Annotated in this window: 26 protein-coding genes; 15 read left to right on the top strand and 11 right to left on the bottom strand. The window is 63.9% G+C overall.

The genetic code is table 11. The features are described 5' to 3' along the window. Positions 1-20 precede the first annotated feature (20 nt). The 13 genes from nuoI to QCE69_RS08630 all read left to right on the top strand — a co-directional run bounded on the left by nuoI (position 21) and on the right by QCE69_RS08630 (position 11,748). Positions 21-509, top strand: coding sequence for an NADH-quinone oxidoreductase subunit NuoI (gene nuoI, locus QCE69_RS08690; RefSeq protein WP_016345650.1), 489 nt, complete (start codon positions 21-23; stop codon positions 507-509). Positions 510-632: 123 nt separating this feature from the next. Then, complete coding sequence (locus QCE69_RS08685; protein ID WP_309916885.1) at positions 633-1,322, top strand: NADH-quinone oxidoreductase subunit J; 690 nt, start codon at positions 633-635, stop codon at positions 1,320-1,322. 21 nt (positions 1,323-1,343) lie between these two features. Then, positions 1,344-1,649: an NADH-quinone oxidoreductase subunit NuoK gene (nuoK, locus tag QCE69_RS08680; protein ID WP_007588140.1), complete on the top strand. Its 306-nt coding sequence runs from the start codon at positions 1,344-1,346 to the stop codon at positions 1,647-1,649. Positions 1,650-1,666: 17 nt separating this feature from the next. Further along, entirely contained in the window at positions 1,667-3,736 is a 2,070-nt protein-coding gene (nuoL, locus tag QCE69_RS08675; RefSeq protein ID WP_309930326.1) for an NADH-quinone oxidoreductase subunit L, read from the top strand. Positions 3,737-3,749: 13 nt separating this feature from the next. Next, entirely contained in the window at positions 3,750-5,249 is a 1,500-nt protein-coding gene (locus tag QCE69_RS08670) for an NADH-quinone oxidoreductase subunit M (protein WP_309808703.1), read from the top strand. Between the two features lie 25 nt (positions 5,250-5,274). Beyond that, entirely contained in the window at positions 5,275-6,747 is a 1,473-nt protein-coding gene (nuoN, locus tag QCE69_RS08665; RefSeq protein ID WP_309808701.1) for an NADH-quinone oxidoreductase subunit NuoN, read from the top strand. After that, positions 6,747-7,067, top strand: a complete 321-nt coding sequence (locus QCE69_RS08660; protein WP_309916879.1) for a DUF2818 family protein — start codon at positions 6,747-6,749, stop codon at positions 7,065-7,067. The genes nuoN and QCE69_RS08660 overlap by 1 nt, the downstream gene beginning before the upstream one ends. Before the next feature lie 50 nt (positions 7,068-7,117). Then, complete coding sequence (locus QCE69_RS08655) at positions 7,118-7,717, top strand: NUDIX hydrolase (RefSeq protein ID WP_309930325.1); 600 nt, start codon at positions 7,118-7,120, stop codon at positions 7,715-7,717. 194 nt (positions 7,718-7,911) lie between these two features. Then, the gene (locus tag QCE69_RS08650) at positions 7,912-8,352 is read left to right on the top strand and encodes a DUF1178 family protein (RefSeq protein WP_309930324.1); all 441 of its coding nucleotides are present in this window, start codon (positions 7,912-7,914) and stop codon (positions 8,350-8,352) included. 121 nt (positions 8,353-8,473) lie between these two features. Next, positions 8,474-9,670, top strand: a complete 1,197-nt coding sequence (locus tag QCE69_RS08645) for an acyl-CoA dehydrogenase family protein (RefSeq protein WP_309930322.1) — start codon at positions 8,474-8,476, stop codon at positions 9,668-9,670. 10 nt (positions 9,671-9,680) lie between these two features. Then, entirely contained in the window at positions 9,681-10,811 is a 1,131-nt protein-coding gene (locus tag QCE69_RS08640) for an acyl-CoA dehydrogenase (protein ID WP_309930320.1), read from the top strand. A 20-nt stretch (positions 10,812-10,831) separates the two neighbouring features. Then, positions 10,832-11,290, top strand: a complete 459-nt coding sequence (locus QCE69_RS08635; RefSeq protein ID WP_309930318.1) for a MaoC family dehydratase — start codon at positions 10,832-10,834, stop codon at positions 11,288-11,290. Beyond that, positions 11,287-11,748: a MaoC family dehydratase gene (locus QCE69_RS08630; RefSeq protein WP_309930317.1), complete on the top strand. Its 462-nt coding sequence runs from the start codon at positions 11,287-11,289 to the stop codon at positions 11,746-11,748. Before QCE69_RS08635 ends, QCE69_RS08630 begins: the two co-directional genes overlap by 4 nt. Here the strand turns inward: QCE69_RS08630 and QCE69_RS08625 are convergent, their stop codons facing one another. From QCE69_RS08625 to QCE69_RS08595, 7 genes are all read right to left on the bottom strand, one after another. Continuing rightward, positions 11,749-12,963, bottom strand: coding sequence for an acyl-CoA dehydrogenase family protein (locus QCE69_RS08625; RefSeq protein WP_309930316.1), 1,215 nt, complete (start codon positions 12,961-12,963; stop codon positions 11,749-11,751). Positions 12,964-12,983: 20 nt separating this feature from the next. Continuing rightward, the gene (locus QCE69_RS08620; RefSeq protein WP_309930314.1) at positions 12,984-14,081 is read right to left on the bottom strand and encodes a phosphotransferase; all 1,098 of its coding nucleotides are present in this window, start codon (positions 14,079-14,081) and stop codon (positions 12,984-12,986) included. Positions 14,082-14,107: 26 nt separating this feature from the next. Continuing rightward, on the bottom strand, positions 14,108-14,833 hold the full coding sequence (locus tag QCE69_RS08615; protein WP_309930313.1) for a histidine phosphatase family protein: 726 nt from the start codon (positions 14,831-14,833) through the stop codon (positions 14,108-14,110). Between the two features lie 3 nt (positions 14,834-14,836). Then, on the bottom strand, positions 14,837-15,625 hold the full coding sequence (locus QCE69_RS08610; RefSeq protein ID WP_309916850.1) for an oxepin-CoA hydrolase, alternative type: 789 nt from the start codon (positions 15,623-15,625) through the stop codon (positions 14,837-14,839). Continuing rightward, a complete protein-coding gene (locus QCE69_RS08605) occupies positions 15,622-17,163 on the bottom strand; it encodes a 3-hydroxyacyl-CoA dehydrogenase (protein WP_309916848.1) in 1,542 nt (513 codons plus the stop codon). Before QCE69_RS08605 ends, QCE69_RS08610 begins: the two co-directional genes overlap by 4 nt. Before the next feature lie 97 nt (positions 17,164-17,260). Further along, entirely contained in the window at positions 17,261-18,439 is a 1,179-nt protein-coding gene (locus tag QCE69_RS08600; RefSeq protein WP_309916845.1) for a pyridoxal phosphate-dependent aminotransferase, read from the bottom strand. A 95-nt stretch (positions 18,440-18,534) separates the two neighbouring features. Then, positions 18,535-19,056: a putative toxin-antitoxin system toxin component, PIN family gene (locus QCE69_RS08595; protein ID WP_309930311.1), complete on the bottom strand. Its 522-nt coding sequence runs from the start codon at positions 19,054-19,056 to the stop codon at positions 18,535-18,537. A gap of 56 nt (positions 19,057-19,112) precedes the next feature. On the opposite strand from QCE69_RS08595, the gene yaaA reads away from it, so the two are divergent. Then, a complete protein-coding gene (gene yaaA / locus QCE69_RS08590; RefSeq protein ID WP_309930310.1) occupies positions 19,113-19,892 on the top strand; it encodes a peroxide stress protein YaaA in 780 nt (259 codons plus the stop codon). Between the two features lie 69 nt (positions 19,893-19,961). Next, positions 19,962-21,122 (top strand): M14-type cytosolic carboxypeptidase, encoded by a 1,161-nt coding sequence (locus QCE69_RS08585; RefSeq protein WP_309930308.1) that lies wholly within the window; start codon positions 19,962-19,964, stop codon positions 21,120-21,122. Between the two features lie 94 nt (positions 21,123-21,216). Here QCE69_RS08585 and QCE69_RS08580 read toward each other — a convergent pair whose 3' ends face one another. From QCE69_RS08580 to QCE69_RS08565, 4 genes are all read right to left on the bottom strand, one after another. Continuing rightward, positions 21,217-21,783, bottom strand: coding sequence for a BspC domain-containing protein (locus QCE69_RS08580; protein WP_309930307.1), 567 nt, complete (start codon positions 21,781-21,783; stop codon positions 21,217-21,219). A gap of 167 nt (positions 21,784-21,950) precedes the next feature. After that, a complete protein-coding gene (locus QCE69_RS08575) occupies positions 21,951-22,625 on the bottom strand; it encodes an energy-coupling factor ABC transporter permease (RefSeq protein WP_309808665.1) in 675 nt (224 codons plus the stop codon). Positions 22,626-22,693: 68 nt separating this feature from the next. Continuing rightward, a complete protein-coding gene (locus QCE69_RS08570) occupies positions 22,694-23,503 on the bottom strand; it encodes a response regulator transcription factor (RefSeq protein ID WP_309916835.1) in 810 nt (269 codons plus the stop codon). A gap of 189 nt (positions 23,504-23,692) precedes the next feature. Beyond that, on the bottom strand, positions 23,693-24,907 hold the full coding sequence (locus QCE69_RS08565; protein ID WP_309930305.1) for a DUF2863 family protein: 1,215 nt from the start codon (positions 24,905-24,907) through the stop codon (positions 23,693-23,695). Between the last annotated feature and the right edge of the window lie 554 nt (positions 24,908-25,461).

The following is a 25,461-nucleotide window of genomic DNA, read 5'->3' as shown; positions in this document are numbered from 1 at the left end:
CAAGAGCGGACCAAATCATCATGAACGCAATTCAGAACTTCTTCAAAACCTTCTTCCTGACCGAGCTGCTGAAGGGTCTGGCGCTGACGGGCCGTTACACGTTCCAGCGCAAGATCACGGTGCAGTTCCCGGAAGAAAAGACCCCGATCTCGCCGCGTTTCCGCGGCCTGCACGCGCTGCGCCGTTATGAGAACGGCGAAGAGCGCTGCATCGCCTGCAAGCTGTGCGAAGCGGTCTGCCCGGCCATGGCGATCACGATCGAATCGGAAACGCGCGCGGACAATACGCGCCGCACGACGCGCTATGACATCGACCTGACCAAGTGCATCTTCTGCGGTTTCTGCGAAGAGAGCTGCCCGGTCGATTCAATCGTCGAGACGCACATCCTCGAGTATCACGGCGAGAAGCGCGGCGACCTGTACTTCACGAAGGACATGCTGCTCGCGGTCGGCGACCGTTACGAGAACGAGATTGCCGCGTCGAAGGCGGCGGACGCGCCGTATCGTTGATCAATTTGTTGCAAACGCAGTGGCTCGCAGTTGCTGTTCGGCACATGCGGCGTGCGCGCGGGGCGGACCGTCCCGGCGCCGACACACCATGCCTGATGATGGCCTAACGATGAACCGGTAATCATGGAATTCACAACCGTACTGTTCTATATCTTCGCGCTGCTGCTGGTCGTCTCCGCGCTGAAGGTGATCACCTCGCGCAACCCGGTGTCGTCCGCGCTGTTCCTCGTGCTCGCGTTCTTCAACGCGGCCGCGATCTGGATGCTGCTGCAGGCGGAATTCCTCGCGATCCTGCTGGTGCTCGTGTACGTGGGCGCGGTGATGGTGCTGTTCCTGTTCGTGGTGATGATGCTCGACATCAACATCGATGTCCTGCGCCGCGACTTCAAGCGCTTCGTGCCGCTCGCGAGCATCGTCGGCGCGATCATCGTGGTGGAAACCGCGCTGATCCTGTGGCACGGCTTCGGCGCGACCACCACGCCGCTGCGCGACGCATCCGCCGGCGCGGGCGTGTCGGGCGCCGCGGTGATGTCGAACACGCAGCTGATCGGCAAGGTCATCTACACCGACTACATCTTCGCCTTCGAAGTGGCGGGCCTCGTGCTGCTGGTCGCGATCATCGCGGCCATCTCGCTGACGATCCGCGACAAGAAGGACAAGAAGACGCAAACCGTCAGCCAGCAGGTCAAGGTGCGCGCGCAGGATCGCGTGCGCATCGTGAAGATGAAGTCCGAAACGGAGGCGCCCGATGCCGCCACGGAACCCGCGGTGACCGGCAACATTGGCGCGGGCGCGGTCGACAACAAGGGCTGAGCGGAAGGAGATAACCAGAAAATGTTGAGTCTTGCCCATTACCTCGTGCTCGGTGCGATCCTGTTTGCGATCAGCATCGTCGGCATCTTCCTGAACCGCCGCAACGTCATCATCATCCTGATGGCGATCGAACTGATGCTGCTCGCGGTGAACACCAATTTCGTCGCGTTCTCGCACTATCTCGGCGACGTGCACGGCCAGATCTTCGTGTTCTTCGTGCTGACCGTCGCCGCCGCCGAAGCTGCAATCGGCCTGGCGATTCTCGTGACCCTGTTCCGTAGCCTCGACACGATCAACGTCGAGGACCTCGATCAGCTCAAAGGTTAATTTCAGGCAAGGCTGTTATGTCCACGACACTCAATGAAAACCTCCTGCTCGCGGTTCCGCTGGCGCCGCTTGCCGGCTCGCTGATCGCAGGGCTGTTCGGGAAAGCGGTGGGGCGCAAGGGCGCGCACAGTGTGACCATTCTCGGCGTCTTCATTTCCCTCGTTCTGTCGGTGCTCGTCTTCAACGACGTGATGCACGGCGCGAGCTTCAACGCCACCATCTACGAGTGGATGAACGTCGGCCCATTGAAGATGGAAGTCGGCTTCCTGGTCGATTCGCTGACGGCCATGATGATGGTCATCGTGACCTTCGTCTCGCTGATGGTGCACATCTACACGATCGGCTACATGGCGGACGAGGAAGTGGGCTACGAGCGCTTCTTCTCGTACATCTCGCTGTTCACGTTCTCGATGCTGATGCTCGTGATGAGCAACAACTTCCTGCAGCTGTTCTTCGGCTGGGAAGCGGTGGGCCTGGTGTCGTACCTGCTGATCGGCTTCTACTTCACGCGTGAGAGCGCGATCTACGCCAACATGAAGGCGTTCATCGTGAACCGCGTGGGCGACTTCGGCTTCCTGCTGGGCATCGGCCTGCTGCTCGCGTTCTCGGGTTCGCTCAACTACGGCGAGGTCTTTGCGCAGAGCGACAAGCTCGCCACCCTGGCCTTCCCGGGCACGCACTGGGGCCTGCTGACGGTCGCCTGCATCTGCCTGTTCATCGGCGCGATGGGCAAGTCCGCGCAGTTCCCGCTGCACGTGTGGCTGCCGGATTCGATGGAAGGCCCGACGCCGATCTCCGCGCTGATTCACGCGGCAACCATGGTGACGGCCGGCATCTTCATGGTGACGCGCATGTCGCCGCTGTTCGAGCATTCGGACGCCGCGCTGTCGTTCGTCACGGTCATCGGCGCGATCACTGCGCTGTTCATGGGCTTCCTCGGCGTCGTGCAGAACGACATCAAGCGCGTGGTCGCGTATTCCACGCTGTCGCAGCTGGGCTACATGACGGTCGCGCTGGGCGTCTCGGCGTATCCGGTCGCGGTGTTCCACCTCGGCACGCACGCGTTCTTCAAGGCGCTGCTGTTCCTCGGCGCGGGTTCGGTCATCATCGGCATGCACCACGACCAGGACATGCGCAACATGGGCGGCCTCGCCAAGTACATGCCGGTCACGTGGATCACGTCGCTGATCGGGTCGCTGGCGCTGATCGGCACGCCGTTCTTCTCGGGCTTCTACTCGAAGGATTCGATCATCGAAGCCGTGAAGTACTCGCATCTGGCGGGCTCGGGCTTCGCGTACTTCGCGGTGGTGGCCAGCGTGTTCGTCACGTCGCTGTACTCGTTCCGCATGTATTTCATGGTGTTCCATGGTCCGGAGCGCTTCCGCGGTCCGAAGCATCCCGAATCGCCGATGGGCCAGGCCGAGGCGCATGGGCATGGTCATGACGATCATGGCCACGACGATCACGGCCATGGCCACGGTCCGCACATCCCGCACGAAAGCCCGTGGGTGGTGACGCTGCCGCTCATCCTGCTGGCGATCCCGTCGATCATCATCGGCGCGATCATGATCGGCCCGATGATCTACGGCGACTTCTTCTCGCACGGCGTGGTGTTCGACAAGGTGATCTTCATCGGCGAGAACCATGAAGGCCTGAAGGAAATGGCCGAAGAGTTCCACGGCTGGGTCGCGATGGCGATTCACGGCATCGTGACGCCGGGCCCGGTGTGGCTCGCGGCGCTGGGCGTGATCGTCGCGTGGTTCTTCTACATGAAGCGCCCGGACCTGCCGGCAGTCGTTGCGCGCACGTTCCGTCCGATCTACGTGCTGCTCGACAACAAGTATTACTGCGACAAGATCAACGAGGTCGTGTTCGCGAAGGGCGCGGTGGCACTGGGCCGCGGCCTGTGGAAAGAGGGCGATGTGGTCGTCATCGACGGCATCGTCAACGGCAGCGCGCGGTTCATGGGCTGGTTCGCCGGCGTGATCCGCTTCCTCCAATCCGGCTACATCTACCACTACGCGTTCGCCATGATTATCGGCATGTTGGGGCTCTTGACCCTGTTTGTGACGCTCGGCGGCAAATAAGGCGAGGGACTCCATGCACTCTTTTCCGATTCTCAGTGTCGCGATCTGGCTGCCGATCATCTTCGGTCTGCTGGTGCTCGCGGTAGGCAACGACCAGAACCCGGCGCCCGCGCGCTGGGTGGCGCTGATCGGCGCGGTGCTCGGGCTGATCGTCACGATCCCGCTCATCACCGGCTTCGACAATTCGACCGCCGCGCTTCAGTTCGTCGAGCAGGCGAACTGGATCGAACGTTTCAACATCACGTATCACCTGGGCGTGGACGGCATCTCGATGTGGTTCGTCGTCTTGACGGCGCTCATCACGGTGATCGTCGTGATCGCCGGCTGGGAAGTGATCACCGAGCGCGTGTCGCAGTACATGGCCGCGTTCCTGATTCTCTCGGGCATCATGATCGGCGTGTTCTCGACGGCGGACGGCCTGCTGTTCTACGTGTTCTTCGAGGCCACGCTGATTCCGATGTACATCATCATCGGCGTGTGGGGCGGCCCGAACCGCGTCTATGCGGCGTTCAAGTTCTTCCTGTACACGCTGGCCGGTTCGCTGCTGATGCTGGTCGCGCTGCTGTACCTGTACACGAAGACCGGCACGTTCGACCTCGCCACGTGGCACGCGGTGAAGCTCGACATGACGCCACAGGTGCTGTTGTTCATCGCGTTCTTCCTGGCTTTTGCCGTGAAGGTGCCGATGTTCCCGGTCCACACCTGGCTGCCGGACGCCCACGTGGAAGCGCCGACGGGCGGCTCGGTCGTGCTGGCGGCGATCATGCTGAAGCTGGGCGCCTACGGTTTCCTGCGCTTCTCGCTGCCGATCGCGCCGGATGCCAGCCACTTCCTCGCGCCGGTGGTGATCACGCTGTCGCTGATCGCGGTGATCTACATCGGCCTGGTCGCGATGGTGCAGGCCGACATGAAGAAGCTGGTCGCGTATTCGTCGATCGCGCACATGGGCTTCGTCACGCTCGGGTTCTTCATGTTCGGTCCGTCGAGCCAGCTCGGCGTGGAAGGCGCGATCATCCAGATGATCTCGCACGGCTTCGTGTCGGGCGCGATGTTCCTGTCCATCGGCGTGCTGTATGACCGCGTGCACTCGCGCCAGATCGCGGATTACGGCGGCGTCGTCAACACGATGCCGAAGTTCGCGGCGTTCGTGATGCTGTTCGCGATGGCCAACTGCGGCCTGCCGGGCACCTCGGGTTTCGTCGGCGAGTTCATGGTGATTCTGGCGGCGGTGAAGTACAACTTCTGGATCGCCTTCCTGGCCACCTTCACGCTGATCCTGGGCGCGGCCTACACGCTGTGGATGTACAAGCGCGTGTATTTCGGCGCGGTCGCGAACGACCACGTCGCCAAGCTCAAGGACATCAACAAGCGCGAATTCCTGATGCTGACCGTGCTCGCGGTGTTCACGCTTTACATGGGCCTGCATCCGAAGCCCTTCACCGACGTGATGCACGCGTCGGTGGCAAACCTGCTCTCCCACGTCGCGCAGTCCAAGCTGCCGCTGGCCCAGTAACGGCGTGCGGAGGAACTAATAGATCATGCAAAACGCCCCTATGAGCATTCTCTGGCCCGACGCGCTCCTGATGGCCGCGGTCGTCGTGGCCTGGCTGAACGATACGATCTTCGGACCGAAGAGCCGCGGCACCACGTATCTGATCGCGCTCGTCTCGACGATCGTGATCGGCGTGTGGTTCGCCTTCACGGCGCTTGACCCGACGCCGCATTACTTCTTCACGCGCATGTACATCGTCGATCCGTTCGCGAGCGCGATGAAAGCAGTGGTGTGCCTGGGCTACGCCGTATCGATCATCTATTCGAAGAAGTACCTCGAAGATCGCGACCTGTTCCGCGGCGACTTCTTCCTGCTCGGCCTGTTTTCGCTGCTGGGCCAGTGCGTGATGATCTCGGGCAACAACTTCCTGACGCTGTATCTCGGCCTTGAACTGATGTCGCTGTCGCTGTATGCGGTCATCGCGCTGCGCAAGGATGCGCCGCAGTCGAACGAGTCGGCCATGAAGTACTACGTGCTCGGCGCGCTCGCTTCCGGCTTCCTGCTCTACGGCATCTCGATGCTGTACGGCGCGACCGGTTCGCTCGAACTGAACGAAGTGCTGAAGGCAGTGGCGTCGGGTCATATCAACGACGCGGTCCTGCTGTTCGGCGTGATCTTCATCGTGGCAGGCGTGGCCTTCAAGATGGGCGCGGTGCCGTTCCACATGTGGGTGCCTGACGTCTACCAGGGCGCGCCGACGGCCATGACCATGCTCACCGGCGGCGGCCCGAAGGTCGCGGCGTTCGCGTGGGGCTTGCGCTTCCTTGTAATGGCGCTGCTGCCGCTCGCCGTGGACTGGCAGGAAATGCTGGTGATCCTCGCGGCGCTCTCGCTGATCGTGGGCAACATCACTGGTATCGTGCAGAAGAACATCAAGCGGATGCTGGCGTATTCGGCCATCTCGAACATGGGCTTCGTGCTGCTCGGCCTGCTGTCGGGGGTCGTCGACGGCAAGCTCACGGGCGCAGCCGGCGCGTACAGCTCGGCGATGTTCTACAGCATCATCTATCTGATCACGACGCTCGGTTCGTTCGGCGTGGTCATGCTGCTGGCGCGTCGCGACTTCGAAGCCGAGATGCTCGACGACTTCAAGGGTCTTAACCAGCGTAGCCCGGTCTTCGCGTTCGTCATGATGATCATGATGTTCTCGCTGGCAGGCATTCCGCCGACGGTCGGCTTCTATGCGAAGCTCGCCGTGCTCGAAGCCACGATGAACGCCGGCCTGACCTGGCTCGCCGTGCTGGCCGTGCTGACGTCCCTGGTGGGTGCGTTCTACTACCTGCGCGTCGTGAAGCTGATGTACTTCGATGCACCGCAAGACCACGCGCCCATCGTCTCGGGCGGCCTCAACCGTTCGCTGCTGACGTTGAACGGCCTCGCCGTGCTGGTGCTCGGCCTGGTGCCGGGTCCGCTGATGTCGGCTTGCCTGACGGCCATTTCGCATACGCTGTCGCTGTAATGTCGGCTGCGGGCTGGTTCATCGTGTTGTTGGCGTTCGTGTGCGCCAACCTGCCGTTCCTGAATCAGCGCCTCTTCGCCGTGGTGCCGCTGCCGCTCCCCGCAGCGGCGGCGCACAAGGCGGCGAAGAAGAGCGCGTGGATCCGGATCGGCGAGCTTGTGATTCTCTACTTCGTCGTCGGCGCGCTCGGCTTCATGCTCGAAGCGCGCGCCGGCAACCGTTTCGATCAGGGATGGCAGTTCTATGCCATCACCTTCAGTCTGTTCGTGGTGTTCGCTTTTCCGGGCTTCACGTACCAGTACCTCGTCAAACGCCGCTGACGGCTTCATGCCGTTAGCGGCCTGTTCGCTTCCAACGCACAGGTTTCCAGATGGCAGATCAACGTTCCTTTCCCGCCGGCGATGAAGGCCTTGTCGAGAAGAAGGTCGACAGCGTCACGCTCCACGAAGGCAAGTTCCTCACGCTCAAGCGCGATACCGTCGAATTGCCCGACGGCAAGCATGCGACGCGCGAGTTCGTCGAGCATCCCGGCGCGGTGATGATCCTGCCGGTCTTCGAGGACGGTCGCGTGCTGCTGGAACGGCAGTTTCGTTATCCGGTGGGACGCGTGCTGCTGGAGTTCCCGGCAGGCAAGCTCGATCCGAACGAAAGCGAGCTGAACTGCGCCAAGCGCGAACTTCAGGAAGAGACGGGTTATACGGCGCGCGAGTGGACCTTCCTGACGCGCATCCATCCGGTGATTTCGTACTCGACCGAGTTCATCGACATCTATCTGGCGCGCGGTCTCGTCGAGGGCGATGCCCGGCTCGACGAAGGCGAGTTCCTCGAAACCTTCATCGCCGATGAAGCGCAGCTGATGAACTGGGTGAAGGACGGCAGCATCAGCGACGTGAAGACGATCATCGGCGTGTTCTGGCTTGAGAAGATCCGCTCGGGTGCATGGCAGCCTCGAGAACCGGCGCAGGACTAAGTCTCGCATTCAACAGACACAGGCGGCCCGCAGGCCGCCTGTGTCGTTTCCGGCCGTGCAAGGCAGCGCGCTGGCCGACCGGATAGAATGAACGACCGGCCCGATCCGGATATGATTTTTCGATTCCACTGCGTTTTAGTACGTTCGTTCATAAAGTCCGTGAACTGAGCTACACTCCATGAAGCCCGAATAGCATGAAGGTCCTCGATTTAAAGTGCGCGCACGATCACCGGTTTGAAGGCTGGTTCGCCTCCACGGAGGAGTTCGAGTCGCAACTGGCGCGCAAGCTGGTCGCCTGCCCGGTGTGTTCGGCGACCGAAGTCAGCCGTATGCCGTCTGCGCCGCGTCTGAATCTGTCGTCGGCGCGGAGTGAGGCAACGCAGAAGGCAGCAAACGCGCCCGTTGCAACTGACGTACAAGCCCGCGCGCTGCAGTTCATGCGCGAGCTGATGTCGAAGACCGAGAACGTGGGCGAGCGGTTTGCCGAGGAAGCGCGGCGCATTCATTACAACGAGGCGCCGGCGCGCAACATTCGCGGCGTCACGACGCCTGAAGATGCGCACGCGTTGCTCGAAGAAGGAATCGACATATTGCCGTTGCCTGTTCCGGACGCACTGAAGGAGCCGCTGCAGTAAGCATCGCGCGCGGTGTTCTCCATCATGGCCCGGATGCGGGTCATGAACTTTGCAGCGGACCGGAGATGCGCGGAAGCGCCCACTCCGGCCGGGTTCTGCACAGGACCGGAGACAAGCGCGCATGGACCTCAGCTACTCGCCTTCCGACGACGCCTTTCGCGTCGACATCCGCACCTGGCTCAACGCCAACCTCCCGCGCACGCTGCGCGACAAAGTCCTCCATCACAAGCGCCTGACGCGCGATGACTACCTCAGCTGGCACAAGCTGCTTGGTGCGCGCGGCTGGTCGGCTGTCGCGTGGCCCACGGAATATGGCGGCCCCGGCTGGAGCGTGACCCAGCGCCATATCTGGGACGAAGAGTGCGCCCGGGCGGGCGCGCCTTCGGTGCTGCCGTTCGGCGTGTCGATGGTCGCGCCGGTGCTGATGAAGTTCGGGAGCGTCGAGCAGCGGTCTTACTATCTGCCGCGCATTCTCGACGGCACCGACTGGTGGTGCCAGGGCTATTCGGAACCCGGCGCGGGCTCGGACCTCGCTTCGCTGCGCACGCGCGCGGAACGGCGCGGCGATCACTACATCGTCAACGGCCAGAAGACCTGGACCACGCTCGCCCAGCACGCCGACATGATGTTCTGCCTCGTGCGCACCGACCCCGACGCGAAGAAGCAGGAAGGCATCTCGTTCCTGCTGATCGACATGAAGGCGCCGGGCGTGACGGTGCGCCCGATCATCACCCTCGACGAAGATCACGAAGTCAACGAGGTCTTTTTCGAGGACGTGCAGGTGCCGGTGACGAACCGCGTCGGCGAAGAAAACCGCGGCTGGACCTATGCGAAGTATCTGCTCGGTCACGAGCGGACGGGCATCGCGCGAGTGGGACAGTCGAAACGTGAATTGCAGTTCCTGAAGCGGCTGGCGCTCGATCGCACCCAAGGCGGGAAGCCGCTGCTGCATGATCCGTTGTTCGCCGCCAAGGTGGCCGCGCTCGAAATCGAGCTGATGGCGCTCGAAGTGACGGTGCAGCGCGTGGTGGCGAGCGAGGCGGGCGGGCAGGGGCCGGGGCCCGAGGCGTCGATGCTGAAGATCAAGGGCACGGAAGTGCAGCAGGCGCTGACGGAACTGATGGTCGAGGCCATCGGCCCGCAGGCAGCGGCCTTCGATCCCGCGTTTCTCGAAGGCGAACGCACCCACAGCCAAACCGGCGACGACGATGCCGCGCCGCTCGCCGCGTACTACTTCAACTTCCGCAAGACGTCGATCTACGGCGGTTCGAACGAGATTCAAAAGAACATCATCGCGCAGATGATCCTGGGACTCTGAGGAGCGGCGCATGGACTTCACTTTCAGCGACGAACAGCAGCAATTCCGCGATGCGCTGCGCCGCTATCTCGAGCGCGAATATCCGTTCGATGCGCGTCAGAAGGTCGTGGCATCGGCGGCGGGTGTCGATGACAGACACTGGCGCGCGTTCGCCGAACTGGGTGTGATCGCATTGCCGGTGCCCGAAGCGCAGGGCGGTTTCGATGGCAATCCTGTGGACATGCTCGTGGTCATGCAGGAGCTGGGACGTGCGCAAGTGGTCGAGCCTTACTGGGCCACGGCGGTCGGCATCGAGGCCTTGCGACTCGCCGCACGCGAAGACGATGCGGCAGCGGCGGCGTTGCTCGAACGCGCGGGTCGCGGCGAGATCAAGCTGGCGGTCGCGTTCAGCGAGCCGCATGCGCGCTATGACCTCTTCGACCTGCGCACGGAAGCCACGGCAGACGGCGACGCGTTCACGCTCGCCGGCACCAAGTCGATGGTGCAGCACGGCGCGCAGGCCGATCACTGGATCGTGCCGGCGCGGCTGGAGGGCGAAGTGGCGCTGTTCATCGTCGGGAAGGACGCGGCGAACGTGCGTGTGACCGAATACCGGACCATCGACGGCCAGCGCGCCGCGACTCTCGTCTTCGACCGGACGCCCGCCACGCGCCTCGGCAAGCGCGACACCGGCGCGGCAACGCTGCAGCGGATCGCCGATCACGCGTGCTTCCTGCTCTGCGCCGAAGCGCTCGGCGCGCTCGATGCGCTGCATCTCGCCACCGTCGCCTACAGCCGCGAGCGTCAGCAGTTCGGCATGCCGATCGGGCGCTTCCAGGCGTTGCAGCATCGCATGGTGGACATGCTGATCCATATCGAACAGGCGCGCTCCATCACCTACCTCGCGGCGGCGCATCTGCAAGACGACGATGCCGAGCGCCGCGCCCGGACCATCAGCGCCGCGAAGGCGCGCATCGGGCAGGCCGCGCGTTTCGTCGGCCAGCAGGCGGTGCAGTTGCACGGCGGCATGGGCGTGACCCACGAACTGCCGGCGGCACACTGGTTCAAGCGGCTCTCGATCATCGAGACGACGCTCGGCGATGTCGATCATCATCTCGCGCGCTTCGTTTCATTGCGCGCGTTCTCCATGACCGAAGACTGACGTGCAGCGAGGAGACACGCATGACATACGCTTATGAAGATTTCGAGACCGGCAGCGCGGTGGTCCTGAGCGCGCATACCTTCACGCGCGAGGAGATCGTCGGCTTTGCGGAGCGCTACGATCCGCAGCCGTTCCATCTGTCGGAAGAAGGGGGCGAGGCCTCGCACTTCGGCGGACTGGTCGCGAGCGGCTGGAACACCTGCGCTGCGATGATGGGCATCCTGGTGCGCGACATGGTCGGCGATTCGACTTCGATGGGCTCGCCCGGGCTCGACAACATTCGCTGGCTCAAGCCGGTGCGCGTCGGCGACACGGTGCGGCTGACGGTGCGCGTGCTCGACAAGCGCGTGTCGAAGAGCAAGCCGGACCGCGGCATCGTGCAGACGCGCTGGGAGGCGCACAACCAGCACGGCGAGCTCGTACTGACGGTCGATTCCGCCGCGCTCTTCGGCCTGCGCCAGCCGGCAGCCGACGCATGAGCGTCGCCTCGTTGAAGAGCGCGGCGGACGTGTTCGCCGCAGCGGGCAACGCGCGCTACGTGAGCGAATGGACGATGATCGATCAGGCGCGCGTGAACGGCTTCGCCGACGCCACCGACGATCATCAATGGATCCACGTTGACGTGGAGCGCGCCGCGCGTGAGTCGCCGTTCGGCAGCACGATCGCGCACGGCTTCCTGACGCTGTCGCTGGTGCCGATGTGGCTCGCCCAGTGCGTGCCGCTCGCCGCGCGCGTCAGCGTCAACTATGGGCTGAACCGCGTGCGTTTCATGTCGCCGGTGCGCGTGGGTTCCCGGCTGCGTGCGAGCTTCGAGGTAGAGCAGGCGAGCGCAGTCGAACCGGGCAGCGTGCAGGTGACGTGGCGCGTGACAGTGGAGTGCGAAGGCGCCGATAAACCCGCATGCGTCGCGGAATTCATCACGCGCCACGCGTTCTGACTACACGTACTTGCCGAACTCCAGCTTGGCGATGGCGTTGCGATGCACTTCGTCAGGACCGTCGGCGAGCCGCAAGGTGCGCGCCGTCGCATACGCGTAGGCGAGCGGAAAGTCGTCGCTGACGCCGCCCGCGCCATGCGCCTGGATGGCCCAGTCGATGACCTGACACGCCACGTTCGGCGCGACCACCTTGATCATCGCAATCTCGCCGCGCGCGCCCTTGTTGCCGACCGTGTCCATCATGAAGGCGGCCTTGAGCGTCAGCAGTCGCGCCTGCTCGATCATGGTGCGCGCCTCGGCGATGCGCTCCTGCGTCACGCCATGCTGGGCGATCGGCTTGCCGAAGGCCACGCGTTCGAGCGTGCGCTTCGTCATCAGTTCGAGCGCGCGTTCCGCCAGGCCGATCAGGCGCATGCAGTGATGAATGCGTCCGGGTCCGAGCCGTCCCTGCGCGATCTCGAAGCCGCGGCCTTCGCCCAGCAGCAGATTGGCGGCGGGCACGCGCACGCTTTGCAGCGTGATGTCCATGTGGCCGTGGGGCGCGTCGTCGTAGCCGAACACGTGCAGCGGCCGATGCACGGTCACGCCTTGCGAATCGGCGGGCACGAGGATCATCGACTGCTGCGCGTGTTTCGGCGCATCGGGATCGGTCTTGCCCATCACAATGTAGATCTTGCAGCGCGGATCGCCCGCGCCCGACGACCACCACTTGTGACCGTCGATCACATAGCTGTCGCCGTCGCGCACGATGCTGCACCGGATGTTCGTCGCATCCGACGAAGCCACTTCCGGCTCGGTCATCAGGAACGCCGAGCGCATCTCGCCGCGCAACAGCGGTTCCAGCCATTGGGCCTTCTGCGCGTCGGAACCGTAGCGCTCGATGGTTTCCATGTTGCCGGTATCGGGCGCGCTGCAATTGAACACTTCGGGCGCCCACGGCACGCGGCCCATGATCTCGCACAGCGGCGCGTATTCGAGATTCGTGAGACCGGCGCCGCGTCCGGACAACGGCAGGAACAGATTCCACAGACCCTCGGCGCGCGCGTGTTCCTTGAGGGATTCGATGAGACGCGTCGGCACCCATGCATTGCCCGCCGCGCGATTCGCCGCGACTTCGTCGGCATAGGCGCGTTCGTTCGGATGGATGTGCGCGTCGAAGAAGGCCAGCAACTTTTCGCGCAACGCTTGCACTTTGGGCGTGTAGTCGAAGTTCATCGATGGTGTCTCCCTTTAGTTCAGCGGCCGACTTTTTGCGCGTACTGCCAGGCGAGCTCCGCCATCGGCCGGGCGCGCTGACCTGCGTCGATGGCCTGCGCGCTCGCGGCGGTACCGTCGACGACGCGCTTCATGATGCCCTGCAGGATCGCGGCAATGCGGAACATGTTGTACGCGAGGTAGAAGTTCCAGTCGCCTTCGATCGCGAAACCCGTCCGCTGGCAGTAGCGCTGCACATAAGCGTCTTCGTCGGGAATGCCGAGCGCGGCCCAGTCGAGTCCCGCGATGCCGCGAAACTTCGACGGGTCCACGTGCCACGCCATGCAGTGATAGGCGAGATCGGCGAGCGGATCGCCGAGCGTCGAGAGTTCCCAGTCGAGCACCGCGAGCACGCGCGGTTCGGTCGGGTGAAAGATCAGGTTGTCGAGCCGGAAGTCGCCGTGCACGACACTCACACGTTGTTCTCCACCGTGCGGCACGTGCTGCGGCAGCCAGTCGATCAAACGGTTCATCGCGTCGATCTCGCCGGTCTGCGAAGCGAGATACTGCTTGCTCCAGCGGCCGATCTGCCGTTCGAAGTAGTTGCCCGGCTTGCCATAACCCGACAGTCCGGCGGCGTCGATATTCACCGTATGCAGCGCGGCGATCACGCGATTCATCTCGTTGTAGATCGCGGCGCGCGCCTCGCGCGACATACCGGGCAGCGACGGGTCCCACAACACGCGGCCTTCGACATGGGCCATCACATAGAACGCGCGGCCCATCACGCTTTCGTCCTCGCACAGCGCGAGCATGCGCGCGACGGGCACGTCGGTCGCGGCGAGGGCGTCCATCACGCGGTATTCGCGCTCAATCGCATGCGCCGACGGCAGCAGCTTCGCCGCGGGCCCGGGTTTCGCGCGCATCACGTAGCTGCGTGCGGGCGTGACGAGCTTGAAGGTGGGGTTGGACTGTCCACCGGCGAACTGCTCGACCGTCAGCGGGCCGTCGAAGCCCTCGACGTGCGCTGCGAGCCACGCGGCAAGCGTGCCGGTATCGAAGCGCTGCTGTTCCTGCACCGGACGCGTTCCTTCGAACGCGGAGTAATCGGATTGCTGGTGAGGTGCTTCGTCCTGCATCGTCTCCTCCGTGTTGCGCGGCGCCGTCAGTTCATGTCGCCGGCCTTGTAGCGGATGAATTGGGCGTAGAGCAGTTCCATCGTCGTGTTGCGCACGTCGGCGTGCAGCGGCGATGGCGGCGCGTGATTGATCGCGTGCACGACCCAGTCGCCGGCTTTCTCGCCGACATCGAGCGCGTTGATGCAGCCGGTCGCCTGCGACAGATGCCCGAAGAACGCGCGCCCGCCCGCCGTGATCGCGTGCGACAACAGCGCGCGATTGACGCCGCCGTGCAAGACGAGCAGCACCGTGTCCCACGTCGTGTCCGCGCGCAGCCGGGCGACGGCGGGCAGCGCCCGATCCAGCAACTGGCCGATGGTCTCGCCGCCGAGAAACTGCGTGTCTTCAGCCACGATGCCATCGAACACCGAGAGAAACGCACGCTCGATATCGGCGGTGGTCAGGTCCTTCAGTTTGCCGCCGCGAATCTCCTGCCAGTCGGGCCAGGTTTCGATATCGATCTGCTGGCCCGTTTCCGCGAGCACGCGTTGCGCCGTCTCGACCGTGCGCGGCAGCCCGCTCACGATCACCCGGTCGAAACGCACCTGCTGCGCGGCGAAGGCGCGGCCCGCCGCACGCGCTTCCTCGCGTCCGCGTTCGTTGAGCGGCACGCTCCCCGGATCGATCGCGCGGCCGCTGTCGTCGAAATAGGTGACGTCGCCGTGGCGCATCAGGAAGATGCGGCGCCGTCGAGGCAGCTCATAGTGGGCCATGGTTCAGCGATAATTCGGCTGGCGCTTGTCGAGGAACGCGGTGATGCCTTCGAGCGCGTCGCCGTGATGGAGCGCGTCGACGAAACTGTCGCGCTCCATGTCGAGATGCGCGGGCAGCCCCTGCGTCTCGGCAGCGCCGATCAGCGCCTTGATGCGCGCCAGCGCTTTCGGCGACACGCTGCCGAGATCGTCAGCCCAGGCGATGGCGGCATCGAGCGCAATGCCTTTCTTCGTCAGCCGGTTGACCACGCCGACTTCATGCAGCCGCACCGCGCCGATCGGCTTCGCTTCGAGCAGCACTTCGCTCGCGAGCGTGCGCGGCAACGCGCGCGCCAGGAACCACGATGCGCCGCCGTCCGGCGTCAGGCCGACGCGTGCATAGGACATGACGAAGCGCGCGTCGTCGGCGGCGACGATCAAGTCGCACGCGAGCGCCAGCGAAAAGCCCGCGCCGGCCGCCGCGCCTTCGACGGCCGCGATCACCGGCTTGGTCGAGGCGCGCAGCGCGCTGATCCATTCGGCCAGCAAGTCGATGCTTTCTGCCTGCACCGACGGATCCTGCGCGCGGTTTTCGAGCAGGCGGTTCAGATTGCCGCCCGCACAGAAGAAGTTGTCCGCGCCGGTCAGCACGATGGCGCGCACGCTTGCATCGCGCTCGGCTGCATTCAACGCTTCGATGCCCGCAGCGTACATGTCCGGATGCAGCGCGTTGCGCGCGCCCGGATTGGAGAGCTTCAGCACCAGCGTGGTGTCGCTGCCGGCCGGCCGGGATGTCAGTAGTTCGGCGCTCATCCGAGCTCCTCGATATGGGTAAGCGGAAGTCCAAGCTGGGCGCGCCGCGTGAGCCACGGAGAAGGGCGGTAACGCGGATCGCCCAGCACGCTGTGAATGTTGCGCAGGATCGTGAGCACGGTATGCGCGCCGAGCGTGTCGCCGAGTGCGAGCGGGCCGTGCGGATAGCCGAGGCCCAGCGTCACGGCGAGGTCGATGTCCTCGGGCGTCGCGATGCCCTGTTGCGCGATATCGCAACCGATGTTCACGATGGTCGCGACGACGCGTTGCGCGACGAAACCGGTCGAGTCGCGGATCACGCTGACCGGCACGCCGTCGACGGCGAACAGCGCGTGGGCGGCGTCGCGCATCGCGGGCGTGGTGGCGGGCGTCGTCATGACGGTGCGGCGCGCGACGGTGTCGAGCGGGAACAGCGTATCGACGGCGACGACGCGCGTGGCGTCGAGATGTTCATTGATGGCGGTGGTGGTGGCATCGACGCCGAGCGGCGTGACGACGATCAGCGAATCCGGCGCGGGCGTGTGGCCGGTGTCGAGATGCACCGAGCAATCGCAGCGGGCGATCAGCTTCAGCACCTGCTCGCGTCCGGCGGGCCACGCGCGGCTGATCCACACGCGGGTGGGCAGGCGCGTGGGCGCGGCGGCTTCGGGCGGCACGTCGGGCTTGCCATCGACATAACGGTAGAAGCCTTCGCCCGTCTTGCGTCCGACCAGGCCGCCGGCGAGCCGCGTGGCCGTGATCGGCGACGGCCGGAAGCGCGGCTCCTCGTAGAACTGGTGATAGATCGACTCCATCACCGGATGCGATACGTCGAGCGCGGTGAGGTCGAGCAGCTCGAACGGCCCGAGCCGGAAGCCGGCCTGCTCGCGCATGATGCGGTCGATGGTCGCGAAGCTCGCGACGCCTTCGCTCGCCACGCGCAGGCCTTCGGTGTTCATGCCGCGCCCGGCGTGATTGACGATGAAGCCCGGCATGTCCTTCGCGCGCACCGGCGTGTGGCCCATGCGGCGCGCGAGCGCCATCAGTGCATCGCCGGCCTGGGCGTCGCCGCGCAAGCCGTCGATCACTTCGACGACGCGCATCAGCGGGACCGGATTGAAGAAATGGAAGCCCGCGACGCGTTGTGGATGCGCGCAGCCCGCGGCGATCGCGGTAATGGACAGCGACGACGTGTTGGACGCCAGAATGCAGCGCTCGCCGACGACGGCTTCGAGGTCGCGGAACAGCCCGCGCTTGATGTCGAGATTCTCGACGATCGCCTCGATGACGGCGTCGCAGCCCGACAGTTCACTCGTGTCGTGGGCCTCGCGGATGCGGGCGAGCGCGGCGTGCGCATCGGCTTCCTTGAGCTTGCCCTTGGCGCTGAGGCGCGTGAAGGTATCGGACAGATAGGCGCGCGCGGCGGCGAGCGCCTGCGGATTCGTATCGTGCAGCAGCACGTTCAGGCCGCCGAGCGCGGCGATCTGCGCGATGCCGCGTCCCATCGCGCCGCTGCCGACGATGCCGAGCGTCTCGATGCGGTATTCGGATTGACTCATGATGCGGTTCGGCTCCTTCGGAAGTGGACCACACAGGCTCGCACGGCGCGGCGCCGGGCGAGCCGTTCAGCGGCGCGCGGCGGAGCGCGCGCTTTTTTTAGAGCCTGGCGAGCCGTTCGAGCGCGAGGGCGAGCGTTTCTTCCTTCTTGGCGAAGCAGAAGCGCACGACGCCCGACTCATGGCTCTCGTGATAGAACGCCGACACCGGAATCGCGGCCACGCCGATCTCGCTCGTGAGCCATTGCGCGAACTCGGCTTCGGGCAGGTCGCTGATCTTCGAATAATCGACGCACTGGAAATAGGTGCCGTCGCAAGGCAGCAGCGAGAAGCGCGAGTTCGCCAGACCCGCGCGGAAGAAGTCGCGCTTCTTCTGATAGAACGCGGGCAGTTCGAGGTACGGCTTCGGATCTTCGAGATAAGACGCGAGACCGATCTGCATCGGCGTGTTGACCGTGAACACGTTGAACTGATGCACCTTGCGGAATTCGGCGGTCAGTGCGGCGGGCGCCGCCACGTAGCCGATCTTCCAGCCCGTCACGTGAAAGGTCTTGCCGAAACTCGACACGACGAAGCTGCGCTTTGCCAGCTCCGGATAGCGCGAGACGCTTTCGTGCGGCGCGCCGTCGTAGACCATGTGCTCGTAGACCTCGTCGGACACGATCAGCACGCCGGTGCCGCGCACGATGTCTTCCAGCTTGCGCATGTCCTCGGCGCGCCAGACGCGGCCGGTCGGATTGTGCGGCGTGTTGATCATGAGCAGGCGCGTCTTCGGCGTGATCGCGGCGGCGATCTTGTCGAACGGCAGCGCGTAATCCGGCGCCTCCAGCGACACGAATACCGGCTTGCCGCCCGCGAGTTCGATCGACGGCACGTAGCTGTCGTACATCGGCTCGATCACGACCACTTCATCGCCGGGATGCACGCAGCACAGCACCGCTGTGAGCAGCGCCTGCGTCGCGCCCGCGGTCACCGTGATCTCGCGGTCTGCGTCGTAGGCGCGGCCATAGAGCGCTTCGATCTTGCGGGCGATCGCCTGGCGCAGCGGCGCGGCGCCTGCCATCGGCGGATATTGATTGTGACCCTGGCGCATCGCGTCGGCCACGGCATCGACGATGCGTGCGTCGCAATCGAAATCGGGGAAACCCTGACCGAGGTTCACCGCGCCTTTCTGCGTCGCAAGCGCGCTCATCACGGTGAAGATGGTCGTGCCCACGTTGGGCAGGCGCGACGGGAAGGCATCGGGTGAAGCGGGCGGCAGTTCGTGCGTGGCGTTCATGGTCATGTCGGCGGGTAGGTCGCGATATGGAATGCAGATGCGAGAAGCACGGTGAAGCGCGTGTGCACGCTATTTTAGTGCAGCATCAGTCTGTGTCAGCCGATGGCCGCGGCTGCTTCGAGTTCGTGGACGAACGGCTTCGGCTCCGCGATGCGAAAACCGAAATCGCGGGCGACGCGGCGCGCGAGCTTCAGCACCGCCCGATCCTTCGAGACGAGCCAGTGCGCACCGGACGCATGCGCGAGCTCGAGGAACTTCTGGTCGTCGCGATCCTTGCACTTGGGCAGCGGGGGCGCGTCTTCGGCCAGGTTCGTTTCGACGAGGGTCGTCAGGCGCGCGACCGTCGCGAGCGCCGCCGTTGCGTCCACGTTCATGCGCACGAACTGCGGATAATCCAGCACGTGCGTGAGTTCCCTGAGACAGCGCCGGTCGATCAGCGCTTCGAGCGTGCGGGCTTCGAGAGCCGCGTGGATCGGGCGCGTGGCGGGGTCGTCGAAAACGAGGAGGTCGATCCATACGTTTGAATCGAGCACGGCGCGCAGCGGCGACGGCTGCAATGACGGTGACGGCGGCGTTGACTGCGACGGCTGCGGCAGCGGCGCGGCGGAATGGTCCATTCGATACAATCTGGGGTTTATGCCTATGATCGCCGGCGGCGTGCCGGCGAGCCTCCATGATAATCGTTCTCTCGCCTGCCAAATCGCTCGACTACGAGACGCCGCCTCACGTCCGCAAATACACGCTGCCGCAATTCGTCGATGACGCCGCCGAACTGATTCACGGCCTGCGCAAGCTGTCGCCGCAGGAAATCGGCGGCATGATGGGCATCTCGGACCCGCTCGCCGCCCTGAATTTCCAGCGTTTCGCGGAGTGGTCGACCACCTTCGACACGCACAATTCGAAGCAGGCCGTGCTCGCCTTCAATGGCGACGTGTACGAAGGTTTTGCCGCCAAAAGCCTGTCGTCGAGCGACCTCGACTTCGCACAGAATCACGTGCGCGTGCTGTCGGGTCTCTACGGGCTCTTGCGGCCGCTCGACCTGCTGCAGCCGTACCGGCTCGAAATGGGTACGAAGTTTCCCAACGCACGTGGCAAGGATCTCTACGCGTTCTGGGGCGAACGCATCACGGCAGCGCTCAACGAGCAACTGCACAAGCAGCGCGGCGCGCGCGTGCTGGTGAATTGCGCATCGGGCGAGTATTTCAAGTCGGTCAAGCCGAAGCAACTCGTGGCGCCCGTGGTCTCGCCCGTGTTCGAGGACTGGAAGGGCGGCCGCTACAAGATCATCAGCTTTCATGCGAAGCGCGCGCGCGGCCTGATGGCGCGTTATGCGGTGGAGAACCGTATCGACGAGCCGGAAGCGCTCAAGGATTTCGACAGCGAAGGCTACGCGTTCGACGCGAAGGCATCGAACGATTCGACTTATGTGTTTCGCCGGCGCATCGCGGACTGAGCCCGACGCCCGCGATGACGCGAACACGACAGCCAAAGGACACCAAAAGGACACCAAAAGGACACCACCATGAGCATCTCCATTTCGAGCAACTTCGACGCAGGCGCAATCGACGTCCTGAACGCCGACGACCCCGCCGACATTCGTCTGCGCATCCGTCCGGATACGCAAGCGGACTTCGCGCAGTGGTTCTACTTCCGGGTGTCGGGCGCGCGCGGCGAGCGTCTCGTGATGACCTTCGAGAACGCGGCGCAGTGCGCGTTTCCGGAAGGCTGGCGCGACTACGAAGCGGTCGCGAGCTATGACCGCGTGAACTGGTTCCGCGTGTCGACGGAGTACGACGGAAAGGTGATGACGATCGATCACACGCCCGACTTCGACCGCATCTACTACGCGTATTTCGAGCCGTACAGCGAGGAGCGCCATTCCGAATTCTTGGGCGCGGTCCAGCAGATGCCGCTTGCGACGCTGACGGAGATCGGCAGCTCGGTGCAGGGCCGGCCGATGTCGATACTCTCGCTCGGCATCCCCGATTTCGGCGATGCGCCGCCGAAGAAGAACATCTGGATCATCGCGCGCCAGCATCCGGGCGAGACCATGGCCGAATGGTTCGTCGAAGGACTCGTCAAGCGGCTGGCGGGTTTCGGCGACTGGTCGGGCGATCCGGTGGCGCGCGCGCTGTTCGGGCGGGCCATCTTCCATATCGTGCCGAACATGAATCCCGACGGCAGCGTGCTCGGCAACCTGCGCACCAACGCGGCGGGCGCAAATCTGAATCGCGAATGGATGGAGCCGAGCGCCGAACGCAGTCCCGAAGTGCTGTCCGTGCGCGAGGCGATCGCGGAGATGGGTTGCGACATGTTCTTCGACATCCATGGCGACGAGGCCATTCCGTATGTGTTCGTCGCCGGGTCCGAGATGCTGCCGGGCTTCACCGAACGGCAGGCAGCGGAGCAGAAGGCCTTCGTGCAGTTCTTCAAGCAGGCGAGCCCGGATTTCCAGGACGTCCATGGCTATGAGGCGAGCAAGTATCAGACGGATGCGCTCAAGCTGGCGTCGAAGTACATCGGCAACGAGTACGGGTGTCTTTCACTGACGCTCGAGATGCCGTTCAAGGACAACGCCAATCTGCCGGACGAGAGTGTGGGCTGGAGTGGCGCGCGCAGCGCGGCGCTGGGCGCCTCGATGTTGCAGGCCATCCTGTGGCATGTGCAGGCGTTTGCGGGATAAGGTGTGTCTTTGGGTTCATGCGCAACAGGGCGTGGTCACATCGAGTGACCACGCCCTGTTCGTTTGACCTGGCTTCGCCTGCTGGCCGTGCAGCCTAGTGCTTCTTGCTGCTCTTTTTGGTCGACTTCGTCTTCGACGTGCTCTTCTTGCCCAATGACTTGGTCTTGGCGCCGTGCTTGGACTTGGTGCTGCGCGTGGCGTGCGATTGTGGACGCAGCGGCGGCACGGGATCGTTCCAGCCGAACGCCAGCAACTGGCTGCCGACGTACCCACAGCGGAACTTCAATGGCGTAGGGTTGCGCTCGTCGCTCTTCGGCATGCCCTGACCTTCGACCGTCACGACGTTGTCCACCTTGATGCGCTGCTTCTTCTCGTCGAACGAATCGTTCCACGGCTCGATGCCGGAGTGTGAAGAATCGAACGACTCGGGAGGAAACTCGACGTGGTCGAACGCAGTGGACGTGCTGGCGATGAAGTTGCCGTGCGCGGCGCAATCCGCCACCAGCGGATTGGCGTTGAAGTCGATGACGAAGTGGTGAATCAACTCGTTGCGTTCGTCGAGCGTATCGGCAAAGGCGGACACCCCGCATGCCAACGACACGCATACCGTCAACCGGCCGACGAGCCGCAGCAGTCGGCGCGGTGCGTAGTTACTATCCATCAGGTCAGGCGCTAAGAAGACACGGCCAAGTAAGATGCGCCGTGTGGGGAAGGAGTTCAATCTTATCGTACTTTGCGCGCGTTCCCATCGTGAGCGATCTGAAATGGAGCGAACCAGATCGTACGCAAGTGACCGCCAGGATGCCGCCGACAAGCTTCAGACGCGCTTCAGACGCGTGGACCGCGATCCAGCCGATAACGGCGCACGTCATACGTGGTTATCCAGGCGGGCTTGTAGACCGTGATGAGGATGGTGAGCAGGCCGGTGAAGAGAGCCTCGCCCGCACCGAGCAGGAAGGAGCCGCGCATGAACGCGGCCGGTACGACAAAAGGGCCGGTAGCCAGCGCCATCTCGAGCAGCACGGTGGCGCCACACGCGGCGGCGACCGCAGCGCCCGACGTGATGAAGCCGTGACCTGCAATGAACGTGAAGAGATTGCGCGGCAGCCATGCATTGCTCAGCCGATGAAGCAGCGTGGAGACGCCCACCGGCAACGCGCCGAACAGCAGATACGTGGTCGCGACATTGAGCCATGACGCGTCGAGCACGACTGCGGCGAGTCCGGTGGTTGCCGCCGTGCCGATCAGCGCGAGCCGCCAGTCAAACAACGTGACCATGAGGGTTGCGCCGAGCAGATGGATCACGGGACCGTCATCGAACCACGCGTTGCAGGCCCATAGCACCGTGACGGCGACGATGGTGCCGAGCCAGACGTGCTGTAGCGTGGCGTCCTGCAGACGCGTGAACGGACGTTGCAGGACGGCAAGCGCGAGCAGGCCAGCGGCGGCGACCCAGCTGCCAACCGTCAGCCACAGCGGTAGCGGTGTGTAGAAGAACCCCATGTCTTGCATATTACTCGTTGCGCGTGAAACGTGTGCGCAAAGGACGGACCCGTTTGCACGCTTTTTTCCTAGAACGGCGATCGCGGCTCCGCGGCCATGGGTAGTGAAGCCGGGTCGAGGTCGGTCAGCGAAGGATAACGTTTGCGCGAGCGCCGCAACGGAATGATGCCGGGCTCACCGGTCACGACGGGCAGGGGCTGCTCGTCGAGGTCACGCAGAATGGCGAGATGCGGATTCAGCACGCCGTTGTAGATGGCGACGGCCGCAGCGCGATTGCTTGCGCCCAGTTGCTGGAAGATGCTTGCAAGGTGGATCTTCACAGTGCCTTCGCTGATGCCCAGCGTCTTGGCGATCATCTTGTTGGTGCTTCCCATATGGACGCAGCGCATGATCTGCTGTTGCCGCGGCGACAAGGTGGGATGGTGCCGGACCTTGAGCAGCTGCTTCTCGACCACTTGCGCGCGCCGCGCCGCGATCTCGCGCGTGAGATCGGGATCGACGATATCGGCCGGGATGTAGTGACCGCCCACCAGCACCATCTCGAGCGCGCGCAGGATCAGCGCGGGGTCGAGCGCCCGCGGCACGATGCCCATGGCGCCGGCGTTCATCAGCGAGTACACGAGCCCTGCGCTGCAACGGTCGATCATCACGGCAGCGGGTACGCGCGGGACTTCGTCCAGGATGGACTGCAAGTCGTAGGCGCGCAGATCCGATGTCCAGTCGATCATGATCATGTCAGGGCTGGTGCGCAGCAGTAACGAACGAGCTTGTCTCCAGTCCTTCGCCTCATTGAACTGCGCTTGACGAGCGATACGGCGCAGCAAGGTTTTGAGGCCCGCGCGGCGTTCTGCGTCGGAACCGATGATATTGATATTCATGCTTGACCTCGTGTCAAAAGTGCCCCGCACGCGCCTCCGCGCCGGGATTGTTATCGCCCATATGGCAGGCGTTCCGGCAATATTGACAAATTCCGGGCCGTTCCGCGCCCTAGCCGAATGGCATAGGCGTAAATACAGAAAACCCCGCACAGGGCGGGGTTTGTTGAGTTCTGGCAGTGGCTTCGCGCGTTAGTGGAAGTGCGGCTGCGCGGGTTCGGCGTCCTCGGGCATCTCGGCGTGAACGATCTCGCCGAGCGGGTCTGCGTAGAGCGGCACGCCGCAGTCGTCGCAGAACTCGGGCTCGAAGCGCCCGGCATGACGGCGCACGTCCGTCACGCCTGCCTTCTTCAGCAACTCGACGATCTCCTCGACCGGGCCGTTCGCGCCTTCGAGTTCGGCGGTGTCGTCTTCCATGCCGAGTTCGCCGTTCTCGCGGCCATACAGCGGCCAGACCACGCCGTAGATCACGTCATTGCTGCCGCGGCGGGTGAAGCCGATGCGGTACTCGTCGATACGTCGCTCGCCGAACCCGGCGATGACCGCGCGCAGATCCTGCGGCGCCGTCCCGAGTGTGTCGAACAGATAGCGGACTGCGGTCCGTACGGTATGCGGGCGAACTTGCTCGTCGGCATCGCGGCAGGCGGAATAGTAGGCATCCGGCAGCAAGCACTCGAATTCGCAGCCTGGAAGAATGGCGGCGAAGCTCGGACCGCCTTGCGTCGTCCACTGTTCGAGGCATTGCCCCCGTTCGACGCGACTACCGTTTTCATCTTCCTGCCAGCGAAAGAACGCGGCGCCCGACGGCACCACGAGCAACGCGAGCAGGAAGCGCGGATCGGCCAGGATCGGAGAAGTTTCGGGAAGATCGGCGAGATTCAGCCGGATCGTCGCACCGCCCGTGGCGCCTTGCAGCAGTTGTTGCGCGAGCCGGGACGTGTCGACGTGATGACGCGGCAACTGGTCGATGCTGTACAGATAAGGCGCCAGGGCGACGCGCACGTCCGCGGCGAGGACATGCGCCTGCATTTGCGTGCGCAGGGCGTCGACGGCATCGCTCTTGAGCGCGCCCGACGGGATGGCATAACGCGTCCAGGCGAGCACCGGGGCGGCGATAAGGAGCGCTTCGTGAGGCGTGCCGTCGATGTCGATGGAGAACGACTCGCTGTGCGTCTCCGCCATGTCGGCGAGTGCGCCGTATGCGTCGGGATGGTTCTGCTGAAGGTGATCAAGCGCAGCATCGAGCGTGGTCTGATTGCCGTTGCGCACGAGCTTGGCGATGAGCGTGTCGAGGCGGGCTTCCCAGAAGCGATCCTCGACGCGGCTGCCGGACGCGAAGAGCGCGAGGGAGAGGCTGACGAGCTTGTCGGCGTCTGGGGGAATACGTTTGGCGATTCGCGAGCGCATATCGGTCTGGAAAGAGTTAGTGCGGTGAACCTTTGATTGTAGTCGCTCAGCCGTGGCTTTTACCGCTGGCCGTTTGGGCAACGCGGGGGCAGGGGCGAAGTGCCTGGCGGGAGATGCACGATTTTTTTCAATGCTGCCCTTGCGCTTCCCGATCCGGGTCACTAGAATTCCGTTCCTTCGCGATTCGATGAACGCGAAGGGAGCGGGAAAGACGGGTTGGACGTCGCGCTATGGGGCAGGTGGTTGAATGCACCGCGCGGTCAGCGAGAAAGGAAGTTCGAATTTCTTGTTGACAGACTTCAAAACGTTGTTCATAATCTCGTTTCTCTGCTGCTGATGCAGCGACGCAAGACGGAAGTGCAGTGGTTCTGTTCTGCGATGTGCTCTTTAAAAACTAACAGCCGATAAGTGTGGGCGCTTGATGCGGGTGCGGCCGGTTCCTTGAATCGGTAATAGCAAAAGTATCAAGAGTCTCACACGAAGTATCAGAGGAAGGTTTATCTGTCTTAGGACGGATTAATCATCGTCAGTACGTTGAGTGAGCGACCGGTTTC

This window comes from Caballeronia sp. LZ032 (genome assembly GCF_031451315.1).
GTDB lineage: Bacteria > Pseudomonadota > Gammaproteobacteria > Burkholderiales > Burkholderiaceae > Caballeronia.
This window is presented reverse-complemented; position numbering and strand designations above follow the sequence as displayed.